The 24,907-nt window shown below is 73.0% G+C and carries 25 protein-coding genes and 1 pseudogene; 12 read left to right on the forward strand and 14 right to left on the reverse strand.

From position 1 onward, the window contains the following. Positions 1 to 35: 35 nt before the first annotated feature. Both ACGFYY_RS18265 and ACGFYY_RS18270 read left to right on the forward strand, forming a co-directional pair. Positions 36 to 797: a hypothetical protein gene (locus ACGFYY_RS18265; RefSeq protein ID WP_365272286.1), complete on the forward strand. Its 762-nt coding sequence runs from the start codon at positions 36 to 38 to the stop codon at positions 795 to 797. Between the two features lie 69 nt (positions 798 to 866). After that, a complete protein-coding gene (locus ACGFYY_RS18270) occupies positions 867 to 1,211 on the forward strand; it encodes a rhodanese-like domain-containing protein (protein WP_393710488.1) in 345 nt (114 codons plus the stop codon). A gap of 12 nt (positions 1,212 to 1,223) precedes the next feature. Here the strand turns inward: ACGFYY_RS18270 and ACGFYY_RS18275 are convergent, their stop codons facing one another. The 6 genes from ACGFYY_RS18275 to paaA form a co-directional block, all read right to left on the reverse strand. Then, on the reverse strand, positions 1,224 to 2,366 hold the full coding sequence (locus tag ACGFYY_RS18275) for an acyl-CoA dehydrogenase family protein (RefSeq protein ID WP_393710490.1): 1,143 nt from the start codon (positions 2,364 to 2,366) through the stop codon (positions 1,224 to 1,226). Between the two features lie 198 nt (positions 2,367 to 2,564). Further along, complete coding sequence (gene paaE / locus ACGFYY_RS18280; protein ID WP_365272222.1) at positions 2,565 to 3,668, reverse strand: 1,2-phenylacetyl-CoA epoxidase subunit PaaE; 1,104 nt, start codon at positions 3,666 to 3,668, stop codon at positions 2,565 to 2,567. Beyond that, entirely contained in the window at positions 3,669 to 4,175 is a 507-nt protein-coding gene (gene paaD / locus ACGFYY_RS18285; RefSeq protein WP_365272225.1) for a 1,2-phenylacetyl-CoA epoxidase subunit PaaD, read from the reverse strand. Continuing rightward, a complete protein-coding gene (gene paaC, locus ACGFYY_RS18290; protein WP_365272227.1) occupies positions 4,169 to 4,912 on the reverse strand; it encodes a 1,2-phenylacetyl-CoA epoxidase subunit PaaC in 744 nt (247 codons plus the stop codon). The genes paaD and paaC overlap by 7 nt, the downstream gene beginning before the upstream one ends. After that, a complete protein-coding gene (gene paaB, locus ACGFYY_RS18295; RefSeq protein WP_030817166.1) occupies positions 4,909 to 5,193 on the reverse strand; it encodes a 1,2-phenylacetyl-CoA epoxidase subunit PaaB in 285 nt (94 codons plus the stop codon). Before paaB ends, paaC begins: the two co-directional genes overlap by 4 nt. After that, entirely contained in the window at positions 5,190 to 6,251 is a 1,062-nt protein-coding gene (gene paaA, locus ACGFYY_RS18300; protein ID WP_393710494.1) for a 1,2-phenylacetyl-CoA epoxidase subunit PaaA, read from the reverse strand. Before paaA ends, paaB begins: the two co-directional genes overlap by 4 nt. 135 nt (positions 6,252 to 6,386) lie before the next feature. On the opposite strand from paaA, the gene ACGFYY_RS18305 reads away from it, so the two are divergent. The 3 genes from ACGFYY_RS18305 (at position 6,387) to ACGFYY_RS18315 (ending at position 9,187) form a co-directional block, all read left to right on the forward strand. Continuing rightward, the gene (locus ACGFYY_RS18305) at positions 6,387 to 7,049 is read left to right on the forward strand and encodes a DUF5819 family protein (protein ID WP_393710496.1); all 663 of its coding nucleotides are present in this window, start codon (positions 6,387 to 6,389) and stop codon (positions 7,047 to 7,049) included. Then, on the forward strand, positions 7,034 to 8,227 hold the full coding sequence (locus ACGFYY_RS18310; protein WP_393710498.1) for an HTTM domain-containing protein: 1,194 nt from the start codon (positions 7,034 to 7,036) through the stop codon (positions 8,225 to 8,227). The genes ACGFYY_RS18305 and ACGFYY_RS18310 overlap by 16 nt, the downstream gene beginning before the upstream one ends. A gap of 198 nt (positions 8,228 to 8,425) precedes the next feature. Further along, the gene (locus ACGFYY_RS18315; RefSeq protein WP_393710500.1) at positions 8,426 to 9,187 is read left to right on the forward strand and encodes a TrmH family RNA methyltransferase; all 762 of its coding nucleotides are present in this window, start codon (positions 8,426 to 8,428) and stop codon (positions 9,185 to 9,187) included. Here the strand turns inward: ACGFYY_RS18315 and ACGFYY_RS18320 are convergent. Next, positions 9,140 to 10,075: pseudogene (locus ACGFYY_RS18320) on the reverse strand (hypothetical protein); the annotation flags it as partial. The gene ACGFYY_RS18315 and the pseudogene ACGFYY_RS18320 sit on opposite strands and share 48 nt — an antisense overlap. Before the next feature lie 100 nt (positions 10,076 to 10,175). On the opposite strand from ACGFYY_RS18320, the gene ACGFYY_RS18325 reads away from it, so the two are divergent. Then, positions 10,176 to 10,823 carry a MerR family transcriptional regulator gene (locus ACGFYY_RS18325; protein ID WP_393710502.1) on the forward strand — a complete coding sequence of 216 codons (648 nt, stop codon included), beginning with the start codon at positions 10,176 to 10,178 and terminating at the stop codon, positions 10,821 to 10,823. Positions 10,824 to 10,900: 77 nt separating this feature from the next. Here ACGFYY_RS18325 and paaN read toward each other — a convergent pair whose 3' ends face one another. Then, entirely contained in the window at positions 10,901 to 12,583 is a 1,683-nt protein-coding gene (gene paaN, locus ACGFYY_RS18330) for a phenylacetic acid degradation protein PaaN (RefSeq protein ID WP_393710504.1), read from the reverse strand. Positions 12,584 to 12,707: 124 nt separating this feature from the next. On the opposite strand from paaN, the gene ACGFYY_RS18335 reads away from it, so the two are divergent. From ACGFYY_RS18335 to ACGFYY_RS18345, 3 genes are read left to right on the forward strand one after another with little or no spacing between them, the layout of a single operon-like run. Then, positions 12,708 to 14,261 (forward strand): 3-hydroxyacyl-CoA dehydrogenase, encoded by a 1,554-nt coding sequence (locus tag ACGFYY_RS18335; RefSeq protein WP_393710506.1) that lies wholly within the window; start codon positions 12,708 to 12,710, stop codon positions 14,259 to 14,261. Continuing rightward, complete coding sequence (locus ACGFYY_RS18340; RefSeq protein WP_393710508.1) at positions 14,258 to 14,860, forward strand: TetR/AcrR family transcriptional regulator; 603 nt, start codon at positions 14,258 to 14,260, stop codon at positions 14,858 to 14,860. Before ACGFYY_RS18335 ends, ACGFYY_RS18340 begins: the two co-directional genes overlap by 4 nt. A 41-nt stretch (positions 14,861 to 14,901) precedes the next feature. Beyond that, positions 14,902 to 15,522, forward strand: a complete 621-nt coding sequence (locus ACGFYY_RS18345) for a barstar family protein (protein ID WP_393710510.1) — start codon at positions 14,902 to 14,904, stop codon at positions 15,520 to 15,522. A 21-nt stretch (positions 15,523 to 15,543) separates the two neighbouring features. Here ACGFYY_RS18345 and ACGFYY_RS18350 read toward each other — a convergent pair whose 3' ends face one another. After that, positions 15,544 to 16,113, reverse strand: a complete 570-nt coding sequence (locus tag ACGFYY_RS18350; RefSeq protein WP_393710512.1) for an Lrp/AsnC family transcriptional regulator — start codon at positions 16,111 to 16,113, stop codon at positions 15,544 to 15,546. Between the two features lie 178 nt (positions 16,114 to 16,291). Here ACGFYY_RS18350 and pdhA point away from each other — a divergent pair, with 178 nt between their 5' ends. The 3 genes from pdhA to ACGFYY_RS18365 are packed head-to-tail and all read left to right on the forward strand — an operon-like array spanning position 16,292 to position 19,760. Beyond that, on the forward strand, positions 16,292 to 17,428 hold the full coding sequence (pdhA, locus tag ACGFYY_RS18355) for a pyruvate dehydrogenase (acetyl-transferring) E1 component subunit alpha (RefSeq protein ID WP_030755153.1): 1,137 nt from the start codon (positions 16,292 to 16,294) through the stop codon (positions 17,426 to 17,428). Between the two features lie 47 nt (positions 17,429 to 17,475). Further along, positions 17,476 to 18,444, forward strand: coding sequence for an alpha-ketoacid dehydrogenase subunit beta (locus tag ACGFYY_RS18360; RefSeq protein ID WP_365272289.1), 969 nt, complete (start codon positions 17,476 to 17,478; stop codon positions 18,442 to 18,444). Next, positions 18,444 to 19,760 carry a dihydrolipoamide acetyltransferase family protein gene (locus tag ACGFYY_RS18365; protein WP_365272259.1) on the forward strand — a complete coding sequence of 439 codons (1,317 nt, stop codon included), beginning with the start codon at positions 18,444 to 18,446 and terminating at the stop codon, positions 19,758 to 19,760. The genes ACGFYY_RS18360 and ACGFYY_RS18365 overlap by 1 nt, the downstream gene beginning before the upstream one ends. Before the next feature lie 139 nt (positions 19,761 to 19,899). On the opposite strand, the gene ACGFYY_RS18370 is transcribed toward ACGFYY_RS18365, so the two are convergent. From ACGFYY_RS18370 to ACGFYY_RS18390, 5 genes are all read right to left on the reverse strand, one after another. Continuing rightward, the gene (locus ACGFYY_RS18370; protein ID WP_393710515.1) at positions 19,900 to 20,877 is read right to left on the reverse strand and encodes an NAD(P)H-quinone oxidoreductase; all 978 of its coding nucleotides are present in this window, start codon (positions 20,875 to 20,877) and stop codon (positions 19,900 to 19,902) included. Between the two features lie 26 nt (positions 20,878 to 20,903). Next, the gene (locus ACGFYY_RS18375) at positions 20,904 to 22,004 is read right to left on the reverse strand and encodes a potassium channel family protein (protein WP_393710517.1); all 1,101 of its coding nucleotides are present in this window, start codon (positions 22,002 to 22,004) and stop codon (positions 20,904 to 20,906) included. Then, positions 21,992 to 23,326, reverse strand: a complete 1,335-nt coding sequence (locus ACGFYY_RS18380; RefSeq protein WP_393710519.1) for a molybdopterin molybdotransferase MoeA — start codon at positions 23,324 to 23,326, stop codon at positions 21,992 to 21,994. The genes ACGFYY_RS18375 and ACGFYY_RS18380 overlap by 13 nt, the downstream gene beginning before the upstream one ends. Continuing rightward, complete coding sequence (locus tag ACGFYY_RS18385) at positions 23,323 to 24,204, reverse strand: NTP transferase domain-containing protein (protein ID WP_365272270.1); 882 nt, start codon at positions 24,202 to 24,204, stop codon at positions 23,323 to 23,325. Before ACGFYY_RS18385 ends, ACGFYY_RS18380 begins: the two co-directional genes overlap by 4 nt. Positions 24,205 to 24,308: 104 nt before the next feature. After that, the gene (locus ACGFYY_RS18390; protein ID WP_393710522.1) at positions 24,309 to 24,848 is read right to left on the reverse strand and encodes a bacterial proteasome activator family protein; all 540 of its coding nucleotides are present in this window, start codon (positions 24,846 to 24,848) and stop codon (positions 24,309 to 24,311) included. Positions 24,849 to 24,907 lie beyond the last annotated feature (59 nt).

Consider the following 24,907-nt stretch of genomic DNA (forward strand, 5'->3'; position numbering starts at 1 on the left):
CCTCCGTCACCGGTGGGGAGCGCCCGGAGGCGCGCCTGGAGCGGGCCGTGCGGGCCGCCGAGCAGGCGCTGATCGAGTTCGAGATCGCGGTGGAGACCTTCCGGGTGGAGGTGGAGAACTTCTCCCGCCTGCACCACCAGAAGCTCGGCCCCATGTACACGAGGCTCGACGAACTGGACGCCCTGATCGCCGAGGCGAAGGCGTCCCGCAGCGGCGATCCCGAAGACCTGCGACGGGCGAAGGAAGCACGCTCGCTGGTCATGCCGATGCCCGGGGTGGACGAGCTGTTCCACGACTGGCTGGGCTCGGACGGGATCTCCGACGACGCCTCCGCGATGCTGACCGACCGCCCTGTGCGGCCGCCGGAGCGGGTGCGGCCCTCGGAGGAGGTGCGTCGCCTCTACCGCGAGCTGGTCCGTCAGGCCCATCCCGACCTCGCCCAGGAGGAAGGCGAGCGGGAGCGGCGCGACGCGTTCATCGCGCGGGTCAACGCCGCCTACGGGCGAGGCGACGAGGGGCTGCTGCGTGAACTGGCCGAGGAATGGGCGGCCGGACCGGCGCCCGAGGCGGCCGTACCGGGCGAGAGCGACGAGCTGTACGCCCGGCTGGAGTGGCTGGCCCGTCGCAAGGAACTGCTGTCGCTCGTGGCCAAGGAGCTGGAGGAGAGCGCGATCGGGTCGATGCTGAGGATGGCGCCCGAGGACCCCGACCGGCTGCTGGAGGAGATCGCGGAACAGCTTCTCGCGCAGGTCTCCGAGCGCGAGGCGGAGCTGGCGGCGGAGCTCGCCGCCGAGTGAGCCCGGTTCGCCCGTACCGGGTGGTCGGATAGGTTGGCAGCAGATTCGTGAAGAGAGAAGGCGACAGCTATGAACTTCGGGCCGCTTCCCTCGGTGGACGCCACCGCGGTGCCCTCCGAAGGCTTTGTCCTCGACGTCCGTGAGGACGACGAATGGGCGGCCGGCCACGTCGAGGGTGCTCTGCACATCCCGATGAGCGACTTCGTGGCTCGCTTCGGTGAGCTGACCGAGGCTGTCGAGGACGGTCGCCGGGTGTACGTGATGTGCCGGGTCGGCGGACGTTCCGCGCAGGTCACCCAGTACCTGGTGCGCCAGGAGATCGACGCGGTGAACGTCGACGGTGGCATGCAGGCCTGGGACGGTGCCGGGCGCCCGATGGTGACGGACAGCGGGAACGCGGCCTTCGTCCTCTGACGGGGAGCCGGTTCAGGCGAGGGGATGGGCGGCCAGCAGGTCGCCCAGGGCCTCCTCGTGCGCGGCCGCCGGGCCGAGCTGGAGCTCCAGCTGCTTCGCCCAGGCGTGATAGCGGTGCAGCGGGTAGTCGGTGTCGGCGCCGAATCCGCCGTGCAGGTGCTGGGCGGTCTGTACGACCCGGCGCACACCCTCCGAGGCCCAGATCTTGGCGACCGCGACATCACCGGAGCTCGGCAGTGGACCACCTGCGCCGCCGGTCGCCGCGTCCAGCCGCCAGGCGGCCTGCCACAGGGTGACCTCCATGGCGCGCAGGTCGATGTACCGGTCGGCGGCCTGGACGGCGACGGCCTGGAAGGTGGCCACCGGGAAGCCGAACTGCTCGCGCTTGCCGGTGTACGCACTGGTCATGGTCAGGACGTTCTCGCCGAGGCCCAGCGCCAGGGCGCAGGTCCCGGTGGAGAGGAGCTGACGGAGCCGCTCCCAGGCTCCCGGGGTCTCGATGAGGTGCGTCGCCTCCACCCGCACGCCGTCGAGGGCCAGCTCCGCGAGCCGCTCCCCGCTCGTGGAGACCTGTTCGGCGAGGGCCAGCCCTTCGGCGGCCCGCGGGACGAGCGCGAGGACGGCCTCACCCTCGCCGGTGTGCGCGGGGACGGCGATCCAGTCCGCGCCGTGCGCCCAGGGGACCGAGGTCTGCGTGCCCTCGAGGATCCATGCCTCGCCCTCGCGGCGGGCGATGACGGCGAGTTCGGCCGGGTCGTGTCCGGAGCGCCCGTGGGCGGCGGCGGTGAGCACGAGCGTGCCGTTCCCCGCGCCGGGCAGCAGGGCGGTGGCCAGTTCGGGGCTGCCGTGGGCCTGCACGGCCATGGCGGTGGCGCAGTGCTCCAGCAGGGGCACCCGCGCCAGCACCCTGGCGGCCTCGCGCAGCACCAGGCACAGGGCGACGGCGTCCAGGCCCGCTCCGCCGTGCTCCTCGGCGAGCACCAGGCTCAGCAGGTCCGATGCGGCGAGCTTGGCCCACAGCGGGCGGTCGAAGTCCTCGGCGACGGCCCCCGGGGTCAACGCCGGGCTGGGCACGCCGTCGGGCGCGACATCCGCGAAGACGGCCCGGGCCGCCTCGACGGCGGCCTGCTGCTCCTCGGTGAAGGTGAAGTCCACTGCCTGTCCTCCCGCGCGTTCAGGTCCGACGGTGTCGCGTCTGACGGTGCGTCAAGATAGAGCAGGTTCTGGTAAATGGACAGGCCTCGGAGCCGGAAGCCCGTGATACCGGCCGGGGCCCTGCAGGCGGGCCGGGACCTGAAGACGGGTCAGGCCCCTGTCCGGGGACAGGGGCCTGACCGAAGGGACGTCGTCCGCTCAGCGGTCGAAGTCGATCTCCACTTCCTCGGTGACCGGGTGCGACTGACAGGCCAGGACGAACCCGGCCTCCGTCTCCTCGGCCTCCAGCGCGAAGTTCCGCTCCATCCGGACCTCGCCCGAGACCACGAAGGCCCGGCAGGTGCCGCAGACCCCGCCCTTGCAGGCGTACGGGGCGTCCGCGCGGTTGCGGAGCACCGCGTCCAGCAGGGACTCGCCGTCCTGGACCGGCCAGGTACCCGAGCGGCCGTCCAGCCGTGCGGTGACCCGCCCGTGCGCGGGGGCCGCGGAACCGGCGGGGCGGGCCGTCGGCGCGGTGTCCTCGACGTGGAAGATCTCCTCGTGCACCCGGGTCCGGGCGACGCCGAGCGCGCCCAGCGCCCGCTCCGCACCCTGCACCAGGCCGTACGGGCCGCACAGGAACCAGCCCGTCACCTCCGTCACCGGCAGCAGCGCGGGCAGCAGCGACGCCAGCCGCTCCTCGTCCAGCCGCCCGGAGGGCAGCCCGGACTCCTGCTCCTCCCGGGAGAGGACCGTCACCAGCTGGAACCGTGCCGGATACCGGTCCTTGAGGTCGGCGACCTCCTCCAGGAACATCGTCGAGGCCGCCGTACGGTCGCTGCGCACGAGGCAGAAGCGGGCGTCGGGCCGGGCCGCCAGCAGGCTCGCCGCGATCGAGAGCACCGGCGTGATGCCGCTGCCGCCGACGATCGCCGCGTAGTGCCCCGAGGCGGGGGCCGCGGTGGGCTCCAGCACGAAGCGCCCGGCCGGGACCATGACCTCCAGCACGTCCCCGGCGGCGATCTCCTTGTGGGCGAAGGTGGAGAACTCGCCGCCCTCCACCAGCCGCACCCCGACCCGCAGCCGCTCCGGGCCCGGGCCGTCCGCGGACGGTGCCGGGGAGCAGATCGAGTAGGTGCGGCGGACCTCGGCGCCGCCCTCGGGGGCGGTGCGGCGCAGCGTCAGGTGCTGGCCCGGGGCGTGCCGGTAGTCCTCGCGCAGCTCTTCGGGAACCCGCAGGGTCAGTGCCACCGAGTCGTCGGTGAGCCGGTCGACAGCCGCCACCGTCAGCGGGTGGAACGCGCCGTGGCGGGGGGCGGCCATCTAGAGCTCCTTGAAGTGGTCGAACGGTTCGCGGCAGGCGGTGCAGCGGCGCAGCGCCTTGCATGCGGTGGAGGAGAAGCGGCTGAGCAGCTCGGTGTCGGTCGATCCGCAGTGGGGGCAGCGGACCGACAGGGTGACCGGGACCGGCCCGCCGGCCGCGTGCGGCCGGGGCGGGGCGATGCCGAACTCGGCGAGCTTGCGCCGACCCTCGGCGCTGATGTCGTCGGTCGACCAGGCGGGGGCCAGCACGGTCGTCACCCGTACCTCGGGGATGCCGTGGCCGGTCAGGGCCCGCTCGATGTCGGCGGACATGGCCTCGATGGCCGGGCAGCCGGTGTAGGTGGGGGTGAGGGTGACCTCGGCATGGCCGTCCTCGTGCATCCGCACCCCGCGCACCACGCCGAGCTCGCCGAGGGTGAGCACGGGCAGCTCCGGGTCCGGGACGGAGCCGGCCAGCGCGGCCAGTTCCGCCTCCAGGCGGGTCGTTACGGCGTCGGCGGTCACCATGAGGCCCCCGGGTGGCTGCGGTGCAGGTGTTGCATCTCGGCGAGCATCCGGCCGAAGGACTCGGTGTGCAGGCCCTGCCGGCCGGCTCCCGCCGCCCAGGCGCCGGTGCGCGGCCCCTGGGGCAGGTCGAGTCCGGCCCGTCCCAGTACGCCGGTCAGCGCGGCCAGCCAGCGCTCCTCCACGGCGGACAGGTCCAGGCCGCTCTGGCCGTCCACCGGCTGGAACATCTCGCCGGTGAACTTCCACAGCGCGTCGAGGGCGGTCCGCATGCGGTTGCGGCTCTCCTCGGTGCCGTCCCCGAGCCGCAGGGTCCACTGCTCGGCGTGGTCGCGGTGGTACGCGGTCTCCTTGACGGCCTTGGCCGCCAGCGGCGCGAACGGGCCGTCCCCGCGCGCGAGTTCCCCGTAGACCTCGTGCTGGTAGAAGGAGAAGTAGAGCTGGCGCGCGATGGTGTGGGCGAAGTCGCCGTTCGGCTGCTCGACCAGCTGGAGGTTGCGGAAGGCCCGCTCCTCGCGCAGGTACGCCAGCTCGTCCTCGTCGCCGACCATGGACAGCAGGATGCGGGCCTGGCCGAGCAGGTCAAGGGCGATGTTGGCGAGGGCGACCTCCTCCTCCAGCACGGGCGCGTGTCCGGCCCACTCGCCGAGGCGGTGGGAGAGGATCAGCGCGTCGTCGCCGAGCGCGAGCGCCGCGGCGGCGTCGGCGCCGGTGAGGCGCGTGGTGTCGGTGCTGGTCACAGGTGGCTCACCCCCTCCGGGATGTCGTAGAAGGTGGGGTGCCGGTACGGCTTGTCGGCGGACGGCGCGAAGAAGGGGTCCCGCTCGTCGGGCGAGGAGGCGGTGATCTCGGTGGAGGGCACCACCCAGATCGAGATGCCCTCGTTGCGCCGGGTGTAGAGATCGCGGGCGTTGCGCAGGGCCATCTCCGCGTCGGGCGCGTGCAGGCTGCCCGCGTGCGTGTGCGAGAGGCCGCGGCGCGAACGCACGAAGACCTCCCACAGGGGCCAGTTCTGCGTCATACCCGTGCCTCCTCGTTCTGACCGGCGTGCTTCGCCGCTTGCTGTGCCACCTGCTGTGCCGTCTGCTTGCGCGCGTACGCGGCGGCCGCGTCGCGCACCCAGGCGCCGTCCTCGTGGGCCTTGCGCCGCTGGCCGATCCGCTGCTCGTTGCAGGGACCGTTGCCCTTGAGGACGTCCCAGAACTCGGCCCAGTCGATGGCGCCGAAGTCGTGGTGTCCGCGCTCCTCGTTCCACTTCAGGTCCGGGTCGGGCAGGGTCAGGCCGAGGGACTCGGCCTGCGGGACGGCGATGTCCACGAACCGCTGGCGCAGTTCGTCGTTCGAGTGCCGCTTGATGCGCCAGGCCATCGACTGGGCCGAGTGGGCCGACTCGCCGTCCGGCGGGCCGAACATCATCAGCGACGGCCACCACCACCGGTCCACCGCGTCCTGGGCCATCGCGTGCTGGGCCTCGGTGCCCTGCGAGAGGGCGAGGAGCAGCTCGTACCCCTGGCGCTGGTGGAAGGACTCCTCCTTGCAGATCCGGACCATGGCGCGTGCGTAGGGCCCGTAGGAGCAGCGGCAGATCGGCACCTGGTTGGTGATCGCCGCGCCGTCCACGAGCCAGCCGATGGCGCCGACGTCGGCCCAGGTCAGGGTGGGGTAGTTGAAGATCGAGGAGTACTTCTGCTTGCCCGAGTGGAGCTTGTCGAGCAGCTCGTCGCGGCTGGTGCCGAGGGTCTCGGCCGCGCTGTACAGGTACAGGCCGTGGCCGGCCTCGTCCTGGACCTTGGCCATCAGGATCGCCTTGCGGCGCAGCGAGGGCGCGCGGGTGATCCAGTTGGCTTCGGGCTGCATGCCGATGATCTCAGAATGGGCGTGCTGCGCCATCTGGCGCACCAGGGAGGCGCGGTACTCGTCCGGCATCCAGTCGCGCGGTTCCACCCGCTCGTCGGCCGCCACGGCCGCGTCGAATGCCGCCGCGAGCTGTGCGCCCAGGTCAGCAGTCATGCCTGTCCCGTCCGTCCTGTCCGTCCCGAGAGCCGTGTCCGGCCCCGTCTCCGGGGTCACTGCCACCATTCCGGCCCCCTGCCAGAGTCCGCCGTCCGCCCGACCGACCGATCGTTCGGTTCATACGCTTCAATGGTGGGTCGGCGGCCCGTAGGGTGTCAACCTCTGAGGTCAACCCTGTGGACGCCGGACGATCGGGTGGGGATGGAATCGAACGAGCACGTGCCCGCCGAAGGGGCCGTTCCGTCACCTCCGCGGGCGCCCGGAATAGCCGGTCTTTCCACCCCGTACCGGGTCGTGACCGCCCTGGCCCTGGGGGTGGTCGCGGTGGCCGCCTGTACGCACCTCGTGCTCGTCTTCCTGCACGTGGCCCCGAGCAACACCGTCAGTCAGCAGCACGCGAAGACGATCGACAGCTGGATCTATCCGGAGTTCGAACAGAACTGGAAGCTCTTCGCCCCCAACCCGCTGCAGCAGAACATCGCGGTGGAGGCGCGCGCGGACGTCAGGAGCGAGTACGGCGAGCTGGTCACCACCCCCTGGCGCGACCTGAGCGCCGAGGACGGCGAGGCCATCCGGCACAGCCTGCTGCCCAGCCACACCCGGCAGAACGAGCTCCGCCGCGCCTGGGACTTCTTCACCGGCTCCCACGACGAGGACAACAGGCCGAACGGCGAGCGCGGGCAGCTGTCCGAGGAGTACCTCCGGCGCATCGCGCTGAACCGGCTCGCCCCCCAGCTGCGGGAAGGAACCATCCTGCGGATCCAGCTGCGCTCGGCGACCACGGCGGTGCCCGCGCCGAAGTGGAGCACCGAGACCACCGACACCCAGACCTACTACCGGGAGCTGCCGTGGTGGACGCTGTGAAGCGCGCCCGCGAGGCGGCGGGCCGGGCGGCCACGCGGGTCACCGGGCAGGCCTTGGGCCCGTACCAGAGCGCCGTGGTCCGCATCGGCTTCTCCGCGACCTGGCTCTTCTTCCTGCTGCGCGAGTTCCCGAACCGGGCCGAGCTGTACGGGCCGGACGGGCCGTGGAGCTGGGGCCTCGCGGAGCGGCTGGTCGACTCCAACCACGCCTTCACCGTGCTGATGTGGTCGGACTCGACGCTGTGGTTCGAGATCGTCTACGCGGTGTCCGTGCTGGCGAGCGTGGGGCTGCTGCTGGGGTGGCGGACGCGCGCGACGTCCGTGCTCTTCATGGTCGGCGTGCTGTCGCTGCAGAACCGCAGCGTGTTCATGGGCGACGGCGGTGACAACGTCATCCACCTGATGGCGATCTACCTGGTGCTGACCCGGTGCGCGCAGGTCTGGTCGCTGGACGCGCGCCGGGCCCGTACGCGCGGCACGGCGACGGCCGGGGCGGCCGGGCCGGTGCTGTGGGGCGTGCTGGGCGTGGTGTTCGCCTTCGGCGCGGCGACCGGCGGGTTCGGCTACGGCTGGCTGGCCGCGTTCGCGGCGGTGTGGGTGGTCTGCGGGCTGTGGTGGCTGGTCGACCGCTACGAGCCGGAGAGCGAGGGGCGGGCGGTACTGGACGTCCTGGCCAACCTGCTGCACAACGCGGGCATGTTGGTGATCATGGCGGAGGTCTGCCTGATCTACGCGACGGCGGGCTGGTACAAGATCCAGGGGTCCCGTTGGCAGGACGGGACGGCCCTGTACTACCCGCTGGGGCTGGACTACTTCACCCCGTGGCCGGCGCTGTCGGCGCTGGTGGCGGGGAGCGGGACCCTGGTGATGCTGCTGTCGTACGGGACGGTGGCGGTGCAGGTGGCGTTCCCGTTCACGCTGTTCAACCGGCGGATCAAGAACGTGCTGCTGGCGCTGATGATGCTGGAGCACGCGGGGATCGCGGTACTGCTGGGGCTGCCGTTCTTCTCCTTGGCGATGATCGCCGCGGACGCGGTGTTCCTGCCGACGGGCTTTCTGGTGTGGCTGGGGGTACGGGTCGCTGCGCGGGGGCCGGGCGGCCGGTGGGGCTCGCGGGCGCGGGCGGTGGAGCCGGTGCCGGATGCCGCCGAGCCGGTGTCCGTGCCGGGGCCGCGCTGACGGTGCCCTGCGGCGCCGTTCCACGGGGCTCCGCCCCGGACCCCGCGCCTCGAACGCCGGCGGGGCTGGAAGGGCGGGGCTTCGTCCCGGATTCTGCGCCTCGAACGCCGGCGGGGCTGGAGACGGGCTTCGCCCGGGCCCGGTGCCTCACACGCGGGCGGGTCCGGATCAGCCGCGGGCGGACCGTAGGGTCGGGGTATGGACGACACGGTGCGGGAATGGCGGGAGGCCGAGCGGGCGGGGGACCTCGTGCTGCTGGACGGGTTCCACGCACTGAAGCACGCCCTGCGGTTCGGGGCCGACATGCGGCTGGTCATCGCCGAGGACCCCGGCGCCGTACGGGCGCTGGCCCGTGAGCTGGCTCCGGACGTCGAGGCCGCCGTGGTGCGGCTCGCGCGACGGGCCGACCTCAAGGAGGTGCTGCCCCGCGTGCACCCCACCGGGGTCGCGGCCCTCGCCGTCCGCCCCGACCGGACCGCCGGTATCGCCGGGCTGGGGCGGCTGCCCCGGCCGGCGCCGGTCGTCGTGCTCGACAACCCCCGCAACCTGGGCAACGTCGGAGCCGTCGTCCGGCTCGCCGCCGGCTTCGGCGCCACCGGGGTGGTGACCCGCGGCGACCTCGACCCCTGGCACCCGAACGTGGTCCGGGCCGGGGCCGGGCTGCACTACGCCACCACCGTCGAGCGCCTCGCCCTGGACGAGCTGCCCCCCGGGCCGCTCTATGCCCTCGACCCCGAGGGCGCGGACATCCGCGCCCTCACCCTCCCGGACGACGCCCTGCTCGCCTTCGGCTCGGAGCGCCACGGGATCTCACCGGAGCTGCGCGCCCGGGCGGACCACCTCGTCTCCCTGCCGATGCGCCCCCAGGTCTCCAGCTACAACCTCGCCACCAGCGTGGCCATGACCCTCTTCCACTGGGGCGGCCCCCCGGCCCACGAACAGGGCGGCGAGGACTCCTAGGACGCCCCCGACCAGGATCGCGGCGGACGCGCCGAGCGTCGCCCCGTCCGGGTGGACCAGCGCCTGGCCGCGCAGTGCCTGCCAGGTCAGCAGGGCGAACACCGCCGCGTAGACCCCGGCCGCGACCAGGGTCAGCCGCAGCCGCACCCGCTCCCGGCGCAGCAGCGCGAAGCGCCCGGCGAGCGCGGCCGGCAGGAGCACGAGCAGCGGGAGCAGTTGCAGGGCGTGCATGCCGAAGAAGTGCGGGATGCGCAGGTCACCGCCGGTGGTCGACCATCCGGTCAGCGGCATGGCGGGCCCGCCGTCCGGCACCCCCACGCTGTGGGCGCCCACCACCGGTGCGTCGTCGACCGCGAGCTGCGCCTCGGTGGGGCTGGTCATCAGGAAGCCGAGTCCCGCGCCCGCGAGGGCGAGGACGGCGGCGATCCGGATCGCCCAGGTGGTGGCCCGGTCGACCACGCGGGTGCGGAAGAGCAGTACGGCGATGACGAGCGTGGCCGTCCACAGCACGACCACGGTGAGGCCCATGGCGCCGTAGATCTGCGCGTCGAGGGGGGTCTGCCGGTTGAAGTGGCTCTGTCGGCCGCGGATCACCTGACCCGTCATGAGCAGCATTTCCACGGCGCTCGCCGCGACGACGACGGTACCGGCCCACCAGGCGGCCCTCCGCAGGCGAGGGCGGGCGGCGACGGCCAGGGAGTGCATCCAGGCCAGGCTGAGCGCGTAGCCGACGAACGAGACGGCGAACTTGAAGGGCTTGGCCCAGATCGGGGCGCCGACCAGCACCCGGCCGTCGACGGCGAGTCCCACGGCCGAGCCGATGGCCCACACCGCCATCACGCCGGCGAACACGGTCAGCGGACGGTGCCAGGTACGTAACGCAGACATGGGTCCCCCAGAGGAATGGATAGTGGCGCTCGCCGCTATCTGATAGTCCCACTATCTATGATGTGCAGTGACGGGGCAAGGAGAATCGAGTGAACACGCCATGCGCATCGGAGAGCTGAGCCGCCGTACCGGGGTCCCGGTACCGACGATCAAGTACTACGTCCGGGAGGGCCTGCTTCCGCCGGGCGAGCTGAGCAGCCCCAACCAGGCCAGCTACGACGACGGGCACGAGCGGCGGCTGCGGCTGATCCGCGCCCTGCTGGAGGTCGGCGGGCTGTCGGTGGCGGCCATCGCGGACGTCCTCGTGGCCATCGACGACAAGGAGCAGCCGGTGCACAAGCTGCTCGGCGCCGCGGCCCAGCGGCTGGTGCCCGAGTACGGCGACGGGGAGGGCCGCGACGACGCCGAGGCGGTGCTGGCCCGGGAGCGGGTGGCGCGGCTGATCGAGGCGCGCGGCTGGCGCGTCCACGCCGGGAACAAGGCTGCCGGCGCGCTCGCGGCCGCCCTCGCCTCACTGGCGCGGGTGGGCCACGGCTCCTTGGCCGAACGGCTCGACGACTACGCCGAGGCGGCCGAGCGGGTGGCCCGGGTGGACCTGGAGTACACGGCCCTCCGGCCGGACCGCGAGGATCTGGTCGAGGCGGTGGTCGTGGGCACGGTGCTGGGCGACGCGGTGTTCGCGGCCCTGCGCAGGATGGCCCAGGTGGACGCCTCCTCCCGCCTCTTCGCCGAAGAACGGCGGGAGTAGCGGGAGGGCGCGGTCCACCCGGGCCGGGGATCTGCGGTGCTGCGGTGCTGCGGTGATGCGGTGATGCGGCTACCCGGTCACGCCTGGCGGCGGACCTCCACCACCCGGAAGCGGTTCGCGACGAAGGCGCCGTCGCACAGGGCCGCGTTGGCCGCCGGGTTGCCGCCGGAGCCGTGGAAGTCCGAGAACGCGGCGGTCTGGTTGACGAACACCCCGCCGGTCAGGTTCAGCGAGAGCTGCGCGGACTCCTCCAGGCAGACCTCCTCGATGGCCCGCTCCGTGTCCGCCGACGTGGTGTACGCGCCCACCGTCATGGCGCCCTTCTCCCGCACCGTGCGGCGCAGCAGGTCGAGGGCGTCCGCCGTGGTGTCCACGGCCACCGCGAAGGAGACCGGGCCGAAGCACTCGGAGAGGTACGGCGCCTCCGGGTCCGGCTTGGCCGCGTCCAGCTTGACCATCACGGGGGTGCGGACCACCGCGTCCGGGAACTCGGGGTTCGTGACCTCCCGGGAGGCCAGCGCGACCTCGCCCAGTGCGGCCGCGGCCTCCAGCCGGGTCTTGACGTCCGGGTTGACCAGCGCGCCGAGCAGCGCGTTGGCCCGGGCGTCGTCGCCCAGCAGGCCGCCGACCGAGGCGGCGAGGTCGGCGACGACCTCGTCGTAGGTCTTGTGGCCGGCGTCCGTCGCGATGCCGTCGCGCGGGATCAGCAGGTTCTGCGGGGTGGTGCACATCTGGCCGCTGTACAGGGACAGCGAGAACGCCAGGTTGGACAGCATGCCCTTGTAGTTGTCGGTGGAGTCGAGCACGACGGTGTTGACGCCGGCCTTCTCCGTGTAGACCTGCGCCTGGCGGGCGTGGGTCTCCAGCCAGTCACCGAACTCCGTGGACCCGGTGTAGTCGATCAGCTTGATCTCGGGGCGGACCGCGAGGGTCTTGGCGATGCCCTCGCCCGGGTGCTCGACGGCGAGCGCCACCAGGTTCGGGTCGAAGCCCGCCTCGGCGAGGACCTCCCGCGCGACCTTGACGGTCAGCGCGAGCGGCAGCACGGCCCGCGGGTGCGGCTTGACCAGCACCGGGTTTCCGGTGGCGAGGGAGGCGAAGAGGCCCGGGTAGCCGTTCCAGGTCGGGAAGGTGTTGCAGCCGATCATGAGGGCGATGCCGCGCGGGACGGCCGTGAAGGTCTTGCCGAGCTCCAGGGGGTCCTTCTTGCCCTGGGGCTTCGACCAGTCGGCCTGGCCCGGGACGCGGGTCTGCTCCTCGTACGCGTAGGCCACGGCCTCCAGGCCACGGTCCTGCGCGTGCGGGCCGCCGGCCTGGAACGCCATCATGAAGGCCTGGCCGCTGGTGTGCATGACCGCGTGCGCGAACTCGTGGGTCCGGGCGGAGATGCGGGCCAGGATCTCGATGCAGACCAGCGCGCGCGCCTCAGGTCCCGCGTCGCGCCAGGCACCCATGCCGGCCTTCATCGCGGGCAGCAGCACGTCCGGGTCCACGTGCGGGTATTCGACACCCAGCTCCGGGCCGTACGGGGACACCTCGGCGCCCGTCCAGCCGTCGGTGCCGGGCTGGCCCAGGTCCAGCCGCGTGCCGCGGAGGGCCTCGAAGGCGGCGAGCCCGTCGGCGGGCGCGGTCTCGCCGTACGCCTTGGGATGTTCGGGGTGCGGGGACCAGTAGGCACGGCTGCGGATCGCCGACAGGGCCTGGTCCAGGGTGGGCCGGTGCTTGGCGGACAGCTGGGGGACGGTGAGCTCGGCGGCCATCAGGGACCAACTCCTCGTTGAGCCGGGCGAAGAAGAGCAGACTGGAGTTAGAGTAACCGAACGATCGGTCGGGACAAGAGGGCCCGGCGGACCTGTGGACAAGTGTGTGCGGGAGGATCAGGGCATGACAGCAATCGAGCGGTCCCGCACTGTGGCGGTCGTCGGCGCCGGCACCATGGGACAGGGCATCGCCCAGGTCGCCCTTCTCGCAGGTCACCGCGTGCTGATCTACGACATCAACGCCTCGCTCGCCGCCGACGGCGTCGGCATCGTCCAGGACCGGGTCGAGCGGATGGCCGCCAAGGGTCGGCTGGACCGCGCCGAGGCCGAGGAGGCGATCGGCCGGATCGCTTCGGCGGGCGACCTCGCGGACCTCGCCGGGGCCGCCCTCGTCATCGAGGCGGTGGTCGAGAACGTCACCGTGAAGCAGACGCTCTTCGCCGCACTCGAAGAGGTGGTCGCGCCGGACGCGCTGCTGGCGACCAACACCTCCTCCCTCTCCGTCACCGAGCTCGCCGCCGGGCTCACGCACCCCGGCCGCTTCCTCGGCCTGCACTTCTTCAACCCGGCCCCGCTGCTCCCGCTCGTCGAGGTGGTCAGAGGTTTCGCGACCGACCCGGCCGCCGCCGAGCTCGCGTACCGCACCGTGCTGGGCTGGGGGAAGACGCCGGTCCGCTGCGCCGACACCCCCGGCTTCATCGTCAACCGGATCGCCCGCCCCTTCTACGCCGAGGCCTTCGCGGTGTACGAGGAGCAAGGCGCCGACCCGGCCACCATCGACGCCGTGCTCCGCGAGAGCGGCGGCTTCAAGATGGGCCCCTTCCAGCTGACCGACCTGATCGGCCAGGACGTCAACGAGGCCGTGACCCGCTCGGTGTGGGAGTCCTTCTTCCGCAGCCCGAAGTTCACCCCCTCCCTCGCCCAGCGCCGCCTCGTCCAGTCGGGCCGCCTCGGCCGCAAGACCGGGCACGGCTGGTACCCGTACGGTCCGGACGCCGAGCCCGCGCTCCCGCACACCGCAGGGCCCGAGGAGGCCCCGGCGAAGGTCACGGTCGTCGGTGACCTCGGCCCCGCCGCCGATCTGGTGGACCTCCTGGAGGAGGCCGGGATCGCGGTGGTCGCCACCGAGCAGGGCGGCCCGTACATCCAGCTGCCCGGCGAGGGCCAGCTGGTCCTCGCGGACGGCAAGACCTCCGTGGAATTCGCGGACGTCGTCTACTTCGACCTCGCGCTGGACTACCGGGGCGCCACCCGGATCGCGCTCTCCGCGAGCGCGGACACCAGCGAGCGGACGCTCGCCGAGGCGATCGGCCTCTTCCAGAAGCTGGGCAAGCAGGTCTCCGTGATCGGCGACGTCCCCGGCATGATCGTCGCGCGGACCGTCGCGATGCTGATCGACCTCACGGCCGACGCCGTCGCCCGCGGCGCGGCCACCGCCGAGGACATCGACACGGCGATGCGGCTCGGTGTGAACTACCCGGTGGGGCCGGCCGAATGGCACGACCGGCTCGGCCAGGACTGGGCCTACGACCTGCTGCACAACCTCGACGAACGCGTTCCCGGCGGCCGCTACGCACCCTCGCTCGCCCTGTTCAAACTGGGCTACGAGGACGGCGACGAGCCCGGCGGCGACGAGGGCGACGAAGGCGACCGGGACGACACGGGGGAGAACGAATGACGACGGCCAAGCGGGACACCTACACCCCCGAGACCCTGCTGTCCGTCGCCGTCCAGGTCTTCAACGAGCGCGGCTACGACGGCACCTCGATGGAGCACCTCTCCAAGGCCGCGGGCATCTCGAAGTCCTCGATCTACCACCACGTCGCGGGCAAGGAGGAACTGCTGCGGCGGGCCGTCAGCCGCGCCCTCGACGGGCTCTTCGGGATCCTGGAGGAGCCGGGCGCGACCCGCGGCCGGGCGGTCGAGCGCGTCGAGTACGTCACGCGCCGCACGGTCGAAGTGCTGGTCGGCGAGCTGCCCTACGTGACGCTACTGCTGCGCGTGCGCGGCAACACCCGCACCGAGCGCTGGGCGCTGGAGCGTCGCCGCGAGTTCGACCACCAGGTCGCGGACCTGCTGGGGGCCGCCGCGGCCGAGGGCGACCTGCGGGCCGACGTGGACATACGCCTGGCCACCCGGCTTCTCTTCGGCATGGTGAACTCCCTGGTCGAGTGGTACCGACCGCACTCGGGCACGGGCACCGACCAGCTCGCGGACGCGGTCGTCCACATGGCCTTCGACGGCCTGCGCACCGCCCCCCACCCGCCGAATTCCTGAGGCGCGCCGCATCTCGGCCGGCCGGGGTGCGAGCATGCCGCATGAGCACCTTCCTCCCCACCCTCACCGAGCGCCGCTCCCCCTGGGTCACCTTCACCCGCGCCGACGACCCCTGGGTGGCGCGGGCGGAGGCCGACCTGCTCGCGAGGGACGGGCTGGTGCTGCGGATCGCCGGTGGCGAACTGGACACGGAGGCCTGCGTCTACCGGACCTTCGCCCGTGACCTGGGCTTCATCGGCTACTTCGGCCACAACTGGGACGCGATGGTCGACTGTCTCGGCGACTGGCACGGCCCCGGGCACGGCAAGCGGGACGTCGCGGTGATCATCGATGCCGCCGACGACCTGCTCGGCGCGGACTTCCTCGGGGTCTTCGTCTCCACCCTGGCCCGGGGCGCGTGGCGGGCGAACTTCATGGTCGACGGGGATGGGGACCCGGACGAGTGGAGGGATCCCTTCGCCCTGCATTTCGTCCTCCTGCTGGACCGCGCCGAGCCCGCCGCGTTCGCCCGGAAGGTGGTGTCCCGGGACACGGACCTGCGCGAGGCGGTGGTCGACGGGCGGCTGCTCGTCACCCTGACGGACGTCGACCGGCCGGGTGGTGACCCGGTGTGGCCGCCGGTCGACGGGCCCCGGGCGCCGGTCGCCAGGAGGCCCGCGTAGCGCCTTCGGGCCGGCGCGGGCCTACTCCTCCGCGATCGTCGGACCGCTCCCCGGGCCCGGTCCCGGGGACAGCAGATCCGTTTCCTCGAAGACCAGCAGGGTACGGGTCGAGAGGACTTCCGGGATGGCCTGGAGGCGGGTCAGGACCAGCTCGCGCAGGGTCCGGTTGTCCGGGGTGTGCACCAGCAGCAGGACATCGAAATCACCGCTGACCAGCGCGATGTGCGCCGCCCCCGGGAGCTCGCGCAGCTGCTCGCGCACCGTGCGCCAGGAGTTCTGGACGATCTTCAGGGTGATGTAGGCGGACGCGCCCTGGCCCGCGCGCTCGTGGTTGACGCGGGCCGTGAACCCGCGGATCACCCCGTCGTCGATGAGCCGGTTGATCCGGGCGTAGGCGTTCGCCCGGGAGACGTGCACCTGCTCCGCGACCGACCGTATCGACGCCCGGCCGTCCGCCTGGAGCAGTCGCATGATCGACCGGTCGATCGGATCCAGCGGGCGGGGTGCGACGGGCGGGGCTCCCGTGGCTCCCGGGACGCCCCCGGGCGCGGCCGGTGCGGAACCCGTTCCGGCCATTTGTTCATCCGGCATTGCCCGATGCCTCCCTCTCCTGGACGTCCTGCATCCATCCCAGGGCCCCGGCGCCCGTTTGTCCACAGCCTGGAGCCGCCTGTAGCCAAATTGCGCGGACAACCGAACAATCGGTAGGTGAGGGGCCTCACACCCGGGGCACCCCCTGCCCGCTTCCCACGAGGAGGTGTACGCCGCCATGACGGTCCAAGAGCTGCCCGGTGCCGGTGCGTCCCACCGATCCACCCAGCCGCCCGCCTGGAGCCCCCGTACGGACGCCGCTCCGCTGCTTCCGGACCCCGAGCCCTACCGGGTGCTGGGCACCGAGGCGGCGGACCGGCTCGACCCGGAGCTGATGCGCCGCTACTACGCCGAGCTGGTGCGCGGCCGGCGCTACAACGCCCAGGCGACGGCGCTCACCAAGCAGGGTCGGCTCGCCGTCTACCCCTCCACCGTGGGCCAGGAGGCCTGCGAGATCGCGGCCGCACTGGTCCTGGAGGACCAGGACTGGCTGTTCCCGAGCTACCGCGACACCCTGGCGGCCGTGGCGCGCGGACTGGACCCCGTCCAGGCACTGACCCTGCTGCGCGGCGACTGGCACACCGGATACGACCCGCGTGAGCACCGCATCGCCCCGCTCTCGACCCCGCTCGCCACCCAGCTGCCGCACGCGGTGGGCCTGGCGCACGCGGCCCGGCTGCGCGGCGACGACGTCGTCGCCCTCGCCATGGTCGGCGACGGCGGCACCAGCGAGGGCGACTTCCACGAGGCACTGAACTTCGCCGCCGTCTGGCAGGCCCCGGTGGTCTTCCTCGTGCAGAACAACGGCTTCGCGATATCCGTCCCCCTCGCCAAGCAGACCGCCGCCCCCACCCTGGCCCACAAGGCCGTGGGGTACGGGATGCCCGGCCGGCTGGTCGACGGCAACGACATCGCCGCCATGCACGAGGTGCTGACCGAAGCGGTCCGGCGGGCCCGGTCCGGTGGAGGCCCGACCCTGATCGAGGCCGTCACCTACCGGATGGAGGCCCACACGAACGCCGACGACGCGACCCGCTACCGCGGCGACGCCGAGGTCGAGGCCTGGAAGGCGCACGACCCGGTCGATCTGCTGGAGCGTGAGCTGACCGCCCGCGGGATCATCGACGAAGCGGCGATCCAGGCGGTCCGCGAGGACGCCGAGGTCATGGCCGCGGCGCTCCGCGAGGGAATGAACGCGGACCCGGTGGTGGACCCGATGGACCTGTTCGCGCACGTGTACGCGGAGCAGACGGACCGCCTGCGGGAGCAGGCGGCCATGCTGCGCGCAGAGCTGGAAGCCGAGGACCAGGCGTGACGACGGTGGCGGCGAAGTCCGCGAAGACGGGGGCCAAGCCCGCGACGATGGCGCAGGCGCTGACCCGCGCGATGCGCGACGCGATGGCCGAGGACCCGACGGTTCACGTCATGGGCGAGGACGTCGGGACGCTGGGCGGGGTCTTCCGGATCACGGACGGGCTCGCGAAGGAGTTCGGCGAGGAGCGCTGTACGGACACCCCCCTCGCGGAGGCGGGCATCCTGGGCGCGGCGGTCGGCATGGCCATGTACGGGCTGCGGCCGGTGGTGGAGATGCAGTTCGACGCCTTCGCCTACCCGGCGTTCGAGCAGCTGATCTCGCACGTGGCGAAGATGCGCAACCGCACCCGCGGCGCCATGCCGCTGCCGATCACCATCCGCGTGCCCTACGGCGGCGGGATCGGCGGTGTGGAGCACCACTGCGACTCCTCCGAGGCGTACTACGTGGCCACGCCCGGCCTGCACGTGGTGACCCCGGCGACGGTCGAGGACGCGTACGGGCTGCTGCGCGCCTCGATCGCGAGCGACGACCCGGTGGTCTTCCTGGAGCCGAAGCGCCTCTACTGGTCGAAGGCCGACTGGCGGCCCGAGGCGCCGGCGTCCGTGCCGGGCATCGGCAAGGCACTGGTCCGGCGCACCGGCACGAGCGCGACCCTGATCACCTACGGGCCCTCGCTGCCGCTGTGCCTGGAGGCGGCGGAGGCGGCCCGCGAGGAGGGTTGGGACCTGGAGGTCGTGGACCTCCGCTCGCTGGTCCCCTTCGACGAGCAGACGGTGGTCGAGTCCGTACGCCGCACCGGGCGCGCGGTGGTGGTCCACGAGGCCGGTGGCTTCGGCGGGCCGGGCGCGGAGATCGCCGCCCGTGTCACCGAACGGTGCTTCCACCACCTGGAGGCGCCGGTGCTGCGGGTGACGGGCTTCGACATCCCGTACCCGCCGCCGATGCTGGAGAAGCACCACCTGCCGGGAGTGGACCGGATCCTGGACACCGTGGCGCGCCTGCAGTGGGAGAACTGATGCCGCAGGTAATGGAATTCAAGCTTCCCGATCTCGGGGAGGGCCTGACCGAGGCCGAGATCGTCCGCTGGCTGGTCGCGGTGGGCGATGTCGTCGCCATCGACCAGCCGGTGGTCGAGGTCGAGACGGCCAAGGCGATGGTGGAGGTTCCGTGCCCCTACGGCGGTGTGGTCACCGCCCGTTTCGGGGAGGAGGGCACGGAACTGCCCGTCGGAGCACCGCTGATCACCGTGGCGGTGGGAGCGTCCTCGCTCCCGGAGGCCCCGGCCGCGCCGGCGGCCGAGGCCGAAGGCTCCGGCAACGTGCCCCGGCCCTTGATCGGCTACGGCGAGGACCACTCGCGCCCGGCGCGTCGGCGACGGGTGCGACCCGTCACCGCCGCGGTCACGGCGCCCGTCGTGGTGGCTCCGGTCGCCCCGGCGGTTCCGGTGGTGCCCGCCGGGCCGGTGCCCGTGATCTCGCCGCTGGTGCGCAAGCTGGCCAAGGACGGCGGGGTCGACCTGCGCGCGCTGAAGGGGTCGGGGCCCGAGGGTCTGATCCTGCGGGCCGACGTCGAGGCGGCGCTGGCCGCGCTGCGGGCGCCCGCGCCGGCCCCGGTCGCCCCGGCGGCCCCGACGGTGGCCGCGCAGGGCGAGCGGATCCCGCTCAAGGGCGTGCGCGGGGCGGTCGCCGAGAAGCTGTCGCGCAGCCGCCGGGAGATCCCGGAAGCCACCTGCTGGGTCGACGCCGACGCCACCGAGCTGATGGCCGCCCGGGCCGCGATGAACGCGGTGGGCGGGCCCAAGATCTCGGTGCTCGCGCTGCTGGCCCGGATCTGCACGGCCGCCCTGGCCCGGTACCCGGAGCTCAACTCCACCGTGGACCTGGCGGCCAAGGAGATCGTCCGGCTCCCGTCGGTGCACCTGGGCTTCGCCGCGCAGACCGAGCGGGGCCTGGTGGTCCCGGTGGTCCGGGACGCGCAGCACCGCAACCCGGAGTCCCTGTCGGCGGAGTTCGCCCGGCTGACGGAGCTCGCCCGGGCCGGGAAGCTGGCTCCGGCCGATCTGACCGGCGGCACCTTCACCCTGAACAACTACGGGGTGTTCGGGGTCGACGGCTCCACGCCGATCATCAACCACCCCGAGGCGGCGATGCTGGGCGTGGGCCGGATCATCGACAAGCCGTGGGTGCACGAGGGTCAGCTGGCGGTCCGCAAGGTCGTCCAGCTGTCGCTCACCTTCGACCACCGGGTGTGCGACGGCGGCACGGCGGGCGGCTTCCTCCGCTACGTCGCGGACTGCGTCGAATCCCCGGCGGTCCTGCTGCGCAGCCTGTAGCTCGGCGCGGGCGGATGGCCTGGGGCTCCGCCCCAGACCCCGCGCCTCAAACGCCGGCGGGGCTGAATTTCAGCCCGTCCGGCGTTTGAGGAACGGGGGTTCGGGGGCGGAGCCCCCGCGGCGGCGCCGCGCCCGGCTCTCACACCGTGAGCAGCAACTTGCCCACGTGGCTGCTGGACTCCAGCACGCGGTGGGCCTCGGCCGCATCCCGCATCGGGTAGGTCGCGTGGACCACCGGCCGTACCCGCCCGGCGGCCACCAGCGGCCACACGTGCTCACGTACGGCGGCGACGATGGCGGCTTTCTCCTCCAGCGGGCGGGCCCGCAGCGAGGTGGCGGTGATCGCCGCGCGCTTGGTCAGCAGCGCGCCGAGGTTCAGCTCGGCCTTCACCCCGCCCTGGAGCCCGATCACCGCGAGCCGGCCGTTCACGGCCAGGGCGTCCACGTTCCGGGCGAGGTACTTGGCGCCCATGATGTCCAGGATCACGTCCGCCCCCGCCCCGCCCGTCGCCTCGCGCAGCTCGGCCACGAAGTCCTGCTCGCGGTAGTCGATCAGGATGTCCGCGCCCAGCTCCTTGCAGCGCGCCAGCTTCTCCGGGCCGCCCGCCGTCACGGCGACCGTCGCGCCCACCGCCTTCGCCAGCTGGATCGCCATCGTCCCGATCCCGCTGGACCCGCCGTGCACCAGCAGGGTCTCGCCGGGGCGGAGTCCGGCCACCATGAAGACGTTGGACCACACCGTCGTGACGACCTCGGGCAGCGCGGCCGCCGTCACCAGGTCCATGCCCGCCGGGACCGGCAGCAACTGGCCCGCCGGCACGGCCACCCGCTCCGCGTACCCGCCGCCGGCCAGCAGGGCGCACACCTCGTCGTCCACGGACCAGCCGGACACCCCCGGCCCCAACGCGGCGATCCGCCCGGAGCACTCCAGCCCCGGATGGCGCGAGGCGCCGGGCGGCGGATCGTAGAACCCCTGTCGCTGGAGTACGTCCGCGCGGTTCACGGCGCTCGCCGCGACCTCGACGAGGACCTCGCCCTCGCCGGGTACCGGATCGGGTACGTCGGCCCAGACGAGGGCCTCGGGGCCGCCGGGCTGCTCGATGGTGATCGCATGCATGGCCCGGAGGCTACGCCACGACGCAACTAATCGGCGGGTCCGAACTTCACCTGCGGCGAGTTCGGCGGCGTCGCCCGCACGATGGTGATGAGACGGTCCGTCAGCTGGATCGGGCTCGCGTGCGGATCGTCGTACGCGAGCAGCCGGTGGCCGCGCAGCACGCTCACCACCAGGTCGTCGGTGTCCCGCACCGACTTGCCCACCTCGGCCTTGCGGGCGGGGCGTTCGAGGAGGTCGAGGCCGCTGCCCTGCTGGATCAGGTCCTCCATCACGGTGCCCGCGCTCGGGCTGAGCACCGAGAGGCCCAGCAGCCGGCCGGCGGCGCTCGCGCTCGTGATGACGGCGTCGGCCCCGGACTGCCGCAGCAGTGGGGCGTTCTCCTCCTCGCGCACCGCCGCGACGATCTTCGCCCCACGGTTGAGCTGTCGGGCCGTCAGGGTGACCAGGACCGCCGTGTCGTCCCGCTGGGTGGCGATGACGATCTGACGGGCCTTCTGCAGCTCGGCGCGGAGCAGGACGTCGGAGCGGGTGGCGTCGCCTACCACGCCCGTGAACCCCTCGGCGTTGGCCGTGTCGATCACCTTGGCGCTGGGGTCGACGATGACGACCTGCTCCTTGGAGAGGCCGGTGGCCAGCAGCGTCTGGAGGGCCGAGCGGCCCTTCGTACCGAAGCCGACGACGACCGTGTGCTCACGCAAGTTCTTCCTCCAGCTCTTCAGCCGCCACTCTTCCCTCGTCCGTTCGGTCAGGACTTCCAGGGTGGTACCGACCAGGATGATCAGGAACAGCACGCGCAGCGGGGTGATCAGCAGGATGTTGATCAGCCGGGCGCTGTCGCTGTACGGGACGATGTCGCCGTAGCCCGTCGTGGACAGCGTCACGGTGGCGTAGTAGAAGCAGTCGAGGAGATCGACCGTCTCGTTGGCGTTGTCGTGGTAGCCACCGCGGTCCAGCCACACGATGAAGACCGTCAGGAAGAGCACGAACATAGCCATCAGCAGGCGCTTGGTGACCTGCCTCAGCGGGTTCTCGACGACGCGTTTGGGCAGCTTGATGCGCCGGGAGACGAGTTTCTCGTCGGCGCCGCGGGCCATGGAGTCCTGGCCGTGCAGTTTCACGTGAAACATCCTCCAGAAGCCCAGGGCAGGTCGAGAATCTCCAGTTCCTGTCCGGACCGCGCGCCTTTGGGCGGTACGACGGCCAGCGCGTCGGCGGCGGCCACACCCCGCAGCATCGCAGGTCCGTGATAGCGCAGCGGCACCGCGTGCTCGTCGCTCAACAGGACCGGCACCAGCCGTGTGTCGTACGGGTGGCCGGGTACGTCGCTCTGCACCGGCGCCGTGTAGCGGGGGCGCCTGCGGCGGCCGGCGAGGGCGCGCAGCAGGGGTTCGGCGAGGGTCAGCAGCCCGGAGACGGCGGCCAGCGGGTTGCCGGGCAGCCCGACCACATGGCGCACCGCGTTCTCGCCGGGCGCCCCGGACCCGATGCGGGCCAGCAGCATGGGGTGCCCGGGGCGCACCGCCACCCCGTCGACCAGCAGTTCGGCGCCGGCCTGGCGCAGTACCGGGTGGACGTGGTCGACGGGCCCGGCGGCGGTGCCGCCGGTGGTGACGAGGACATCGGCGGTGCTGGTGCCGACGGCCTCCAGCAGGGCCGCGGCCCCCGCCGGGTCGTCGCCGAGCCGCCGCGTGCCGATGACCTCGGCGCCGAGGCGGTCGAGCCAGGGCCCGAGCATGGGGCTGAGGGCGTCGCGGACCAGCCCTTCGTGCGGGAGGCCCTCGGTGAGCAGCTCGTCGCCGAGGACCAGGATCTCCACGCGGGGGCGGGGCCGGGTGGTCAGCTCGTCGTACCCGGCGGCCGCGGCCAGCCCCAGCACGGCCGGGGTGACCAGGGAGCCGGCGGGCAGCAACAGGTCGCCGGAGCGGCACTCCTGGCCCCGCGGGCGGATGTCCTGTCCGGTGAGGACGGGCCGGTCGGCGAACAGTTGGGTGCCGGCCTCGCGGCAGTGCTCGGTACGGATGACGGCGGTGGCGTCGGCGGGGATCCGGGCACCGGTGGCGATCCGTACGGCCTCGCCGTCCGTGAGGGGATCCGGCCGCTCGGAGCCGGCCAGGACGCCGCCGGCGCGCACGCTCCACGGGCCGGGGCCCGCGACGGCCCAGCCGTCCATGGCCGAGGTGTCGAAGGACGGCAGGTCGGTGAGCGCGTCCAGCGGGGAGGCCAGGACCTCGCCGAGGGCCGCCGCGAGGGGCACCCGGTGGGTATGGGCCGGCACCCCGCTCCCGGCGCGGGCCGCGGTGTCCCGGGCCCGTTGCCAGCCGGCCGCGCGGTGGGCGCCCGTGCCGCCGCCCGCGCCGCCCGAGCTGTCGGTGACGCCGCCTTCGGGGGCGCGGCTGACCAGCGCCAGGGCCTCGTCGAGGGCCTGTTCGGCGGAGTTCGTGGGGGTCATCCGGAGCCGTTCTGTTCGGCGGAGTCGGCCGCTGCCTCGTCGGCCCACCGCAGCGCCAGGTCGGCCGCCTTGCGGGAGGCCTCGGCGACGGCCTGGGCGGGGTCGGCGCCGGTGGCGGCGGCGTGGGCGGCCGCGTAGCCGACCAGGAAGGTGGTCAGCGGGGCGGCGGGCCGGGCGACGCCGTGGGCGGCGTCCCGGGCGAGGTCGAGCAGGGTCTTGGTGTCGACGGTGAGGTCGATGCCCAGCTCGCTCTTGACGGCGGTGATCCATTGCTCCAGCACGCTTCCATGCTCCCTGATCCGGGCGCGGGCGGCGGCGAGATCGTCCCAGGTGTCGCAGTCGAAGGAGGCGAGTGGCCGGGACGTGACGCGGGCGAGGTCCAGTTCGGCGGTGAGCGCGCGCAGCGGGAGCCCGGTGAGGGTGCCGTGCTCGGCGGCGAGCAGGGCGATCTCGCGGCGCAGCGGCTCGGCCCGGTAGGCGGCGACCAGCGGCTGGTCCCGGCCGTCGGGGTCCCGCAGCATCGCCCCGTCCGCGGCGGGGGTCACGGGCGAGGACGGGGCCTCCAGCAGGGCCCGTACGGTCTCCCGGTCGAGGAACGGCAGATCGGCGGAGAGGACGAGGACCAGCTCGGCGGTGGTCCGGCGCAGCCCGGCGTCGAGTGCGGCCACGGGGCCGCCGCCGGGCGGGTCCTCGCGGGTCCAGTGGACCGGGCGCGTGGTCGCGCGGCGACCGCCGACGACCACGGTGGTCCGGGCGTCCGGGCAGGCGTCGAGGACGCGGTCGAGGAGGGTGCGGCCGCCGACGCTCAGCGCGGGTTTGTCGGCCCCGCCGAGTCGCCGAGCGGCGCCGCCGGCCAGGACGATCGCGTCGTAGCTCATGCCCATGAGTATGCGGTGCCGTGTCGTGCCGGGTGCGGCGCCGTTGCCGGGGTCGAAAAAGCGGGGCCCGGTCGGGCCCCGCTGATTCCGCTGTCCGCCGGAGGCTAGAGGTAGGGGCCCGAGCGGATCGCGCCGTGGCCGCCGTCCTCGTCGTCGTCGTGCGGGCCGCCCGGCGGGAGGGCGCGGCGCATCTGCTCCAACTGGGCCCGCGCCGCCATCTGCTGCGCGAACAGGGCGGTCTGGATGCCGTGGAAGAGGCCCTCCAGCCAGCCCACCAACTGTGCCTGGGCGATCCGCAGTTCGGCCTCGGAGGGAATGGCCTCCTCGGTGAACGGGAGCGACAGGCGCTCCAGTTCCTCCACGAGCTCCGGGGCCAGGCCGTCCTCCAGCTCCTTCACCGAGGCGGCATGGATGTCCTTGAGCCGGACCCGGCTCGCCTCGTCGAGAGGCGCGGCACGTACCTCTTCCAGGAGTTGCTTGATCATGCTGCCGATCCGCATGACCTTGGCGGGCTGTTCGACCATTTCCGTCACCGGGACCTCGCGCGACTCGTCATCGGTGTCGCCGACCGCCGTCCCGTCCTGTCCCACGATCAGGACGTGCGGGGGGCTGTCCTGCGACCGTTCACTCCTCGGCATCTCCATGCCGTCATTCTCTCGCACACCTCCGTACTCACACGGTGTGCCCCCGTACAGTCGTGATC

Origin of the sequence: Streptomyces sp. NPDC048331, assembly GCF_043201215.1 — a bacterium.
GTDB lineage: Bacteria > Actinomycetota > Actinomycetes > Streptomycetales > Streptomycetaceae > Streptomyces.

Bases quoted from the DNA above. Each gene is read 5' to 3' on its own strand.
- pdhA (WP_030755153.1), top strand. From the start codon at position 16,292: ATGACGGTCCAAGAGCTGCCCGGTGCCGGTGCGTCCCACCGATCCACC.
- ACGFYY_RS18315 (WP_393710500.1), top strand. From the start codon at position 8,426: ATGGACGACACGGTGCGGGAATGGCGGGAGGCCGAGCGGGCGGGGGAC.
- paaA (WP_393710494.1), bottom strand. From the start codon at position 6,251: ATGGTGGCAGTGACCCCGGAGACGGGGCCGGACACGGCTCTCGGGACG.
- paaB (WP_030817166.1), bottom strand. From the start codon at position 5,193: ATGACGCAGAACTGGCCCCTGTGGGAGGTCTTCGTGCGTTCGCGCCGC.
- ACGFYY_RS18335 (WP_393710506.1), top strand. From the start codon at position 12,708: ATGACAGCAATCGAGCGGTCCCGCACTGTGGCGGTCGTCGGCGCCGGC.
- ACGFYY_RS18340 (WP_393710508.1), top strand. From the start codon at position 14,258: ATGACGACGGCCAAGCGGGACACCTACACCCCCGAGACCCTGCTGTCC.
- ACGFYY_RS18325 (WP_393710502.1), top strand. From the start codon at position 10,176: ATGCGCATCGGAGAGCTGAGCCGCCGTACCGGGGTCCCGGTACCGACG.
- ACGFYY_RS18385 (WP_365272270.1), bottom strand. From the start codon at position 24,204: ATGAGCTACGACGCGATCGTCCTGGCCGGCGGCGCCGCTCGGCGACTC.
- paaD (WP_365272225.1), bottom strand. From the start codon at position 4,175: ATGGTGACCGCCGACGCCGTAACGACCCGCCTGGAGGCGGAACTGGCC.
- paaN (WP_393710504.1), bottom strand. From the start codon at position 12,583: ATGGCCGCCGAGCTCACCGTCCCCCAGCTGTCCGCCAAGCACCGGCCC.
- ACGFYY_RS18270 (WP_393710488.1), top strand. From the start codon at position 867: ATGAACTTCGGGCCGCTTCCCTCGGTGGACGCCACCGCGGTGCCCTCC.
- ACGFYY_RS18350 (WP_393710512.1), bottom strand. From the start codon at position 16,113: ATGCCGGATGAACAAATGGCCGGAACGGGTTCCGCACCGGCCGCGCCC.
- ACGFYY_RS18390 (WP_393710522.1), bottom strand. From the start codon at position 24,848: ATGGAGATGCCGAGGAGTGAACGGTCGCAGGACAGCCCCCCGCACGTC.
- ACGFYY_RS18370 (WP_393710515.1), bottom strand. From the start codon at position 20,877: ATGCATGCGATCACCATCGAGCAGCCCGGCGGCCCCGAGGCCCTCGTC.
- ACGFYY_RS18360 (WP_365272289.1), top strand. From the start codon at position 17,476: ATGGCGCAGGCGCTGACCCGCGCGATGCGCGACGCGATGGCCGAGGAC.
- ACGFYY_RS18365 (WP_365272259.1), top strand. From the start codon at position 18,444: ATGCCGCAGGTAATGGAATTCAAGCTTCCCGATCTCGGGGAGGGCCTG.
- ACGFYY_RS18345 (WP_393710510.1), top strand. From the start codon at position 14,902: ATGAGCACCTTCCTCCCCACCCTCACCGAGCGCCGCTCCCCCTGGGTC.
- paaE (WP_365272222.1), bottom strand. From the start codon at position 3,668: ATGGCCGCCCCCCGCCACGGCGCGTTCCACCCGCTGACGGTGGCGGCT.
- ACGFYY_RS18380 (WP_393710519.1), bottom strand. From the start codon at position 23,326: ATGACCCCCACGAACTCCGCCGAACAGGCCCTCGACGAGGCCCTGGCG.
- ACGFYY_RS18305 (WP_393710496.1), top strand. From the start codon at position 6,387: ATGGAATCGAACGAGCACGTGCCCGCCGAAGGGGCCGTTCCGTCACCT.
- ACGFYY_RS18375 (WP_393710517.1), bottom strand. From the start codon at position 22,004: ATGTTTCACGTGAAACTGCACGGCCAGGACTCCATGGCCCGCGGCGCC.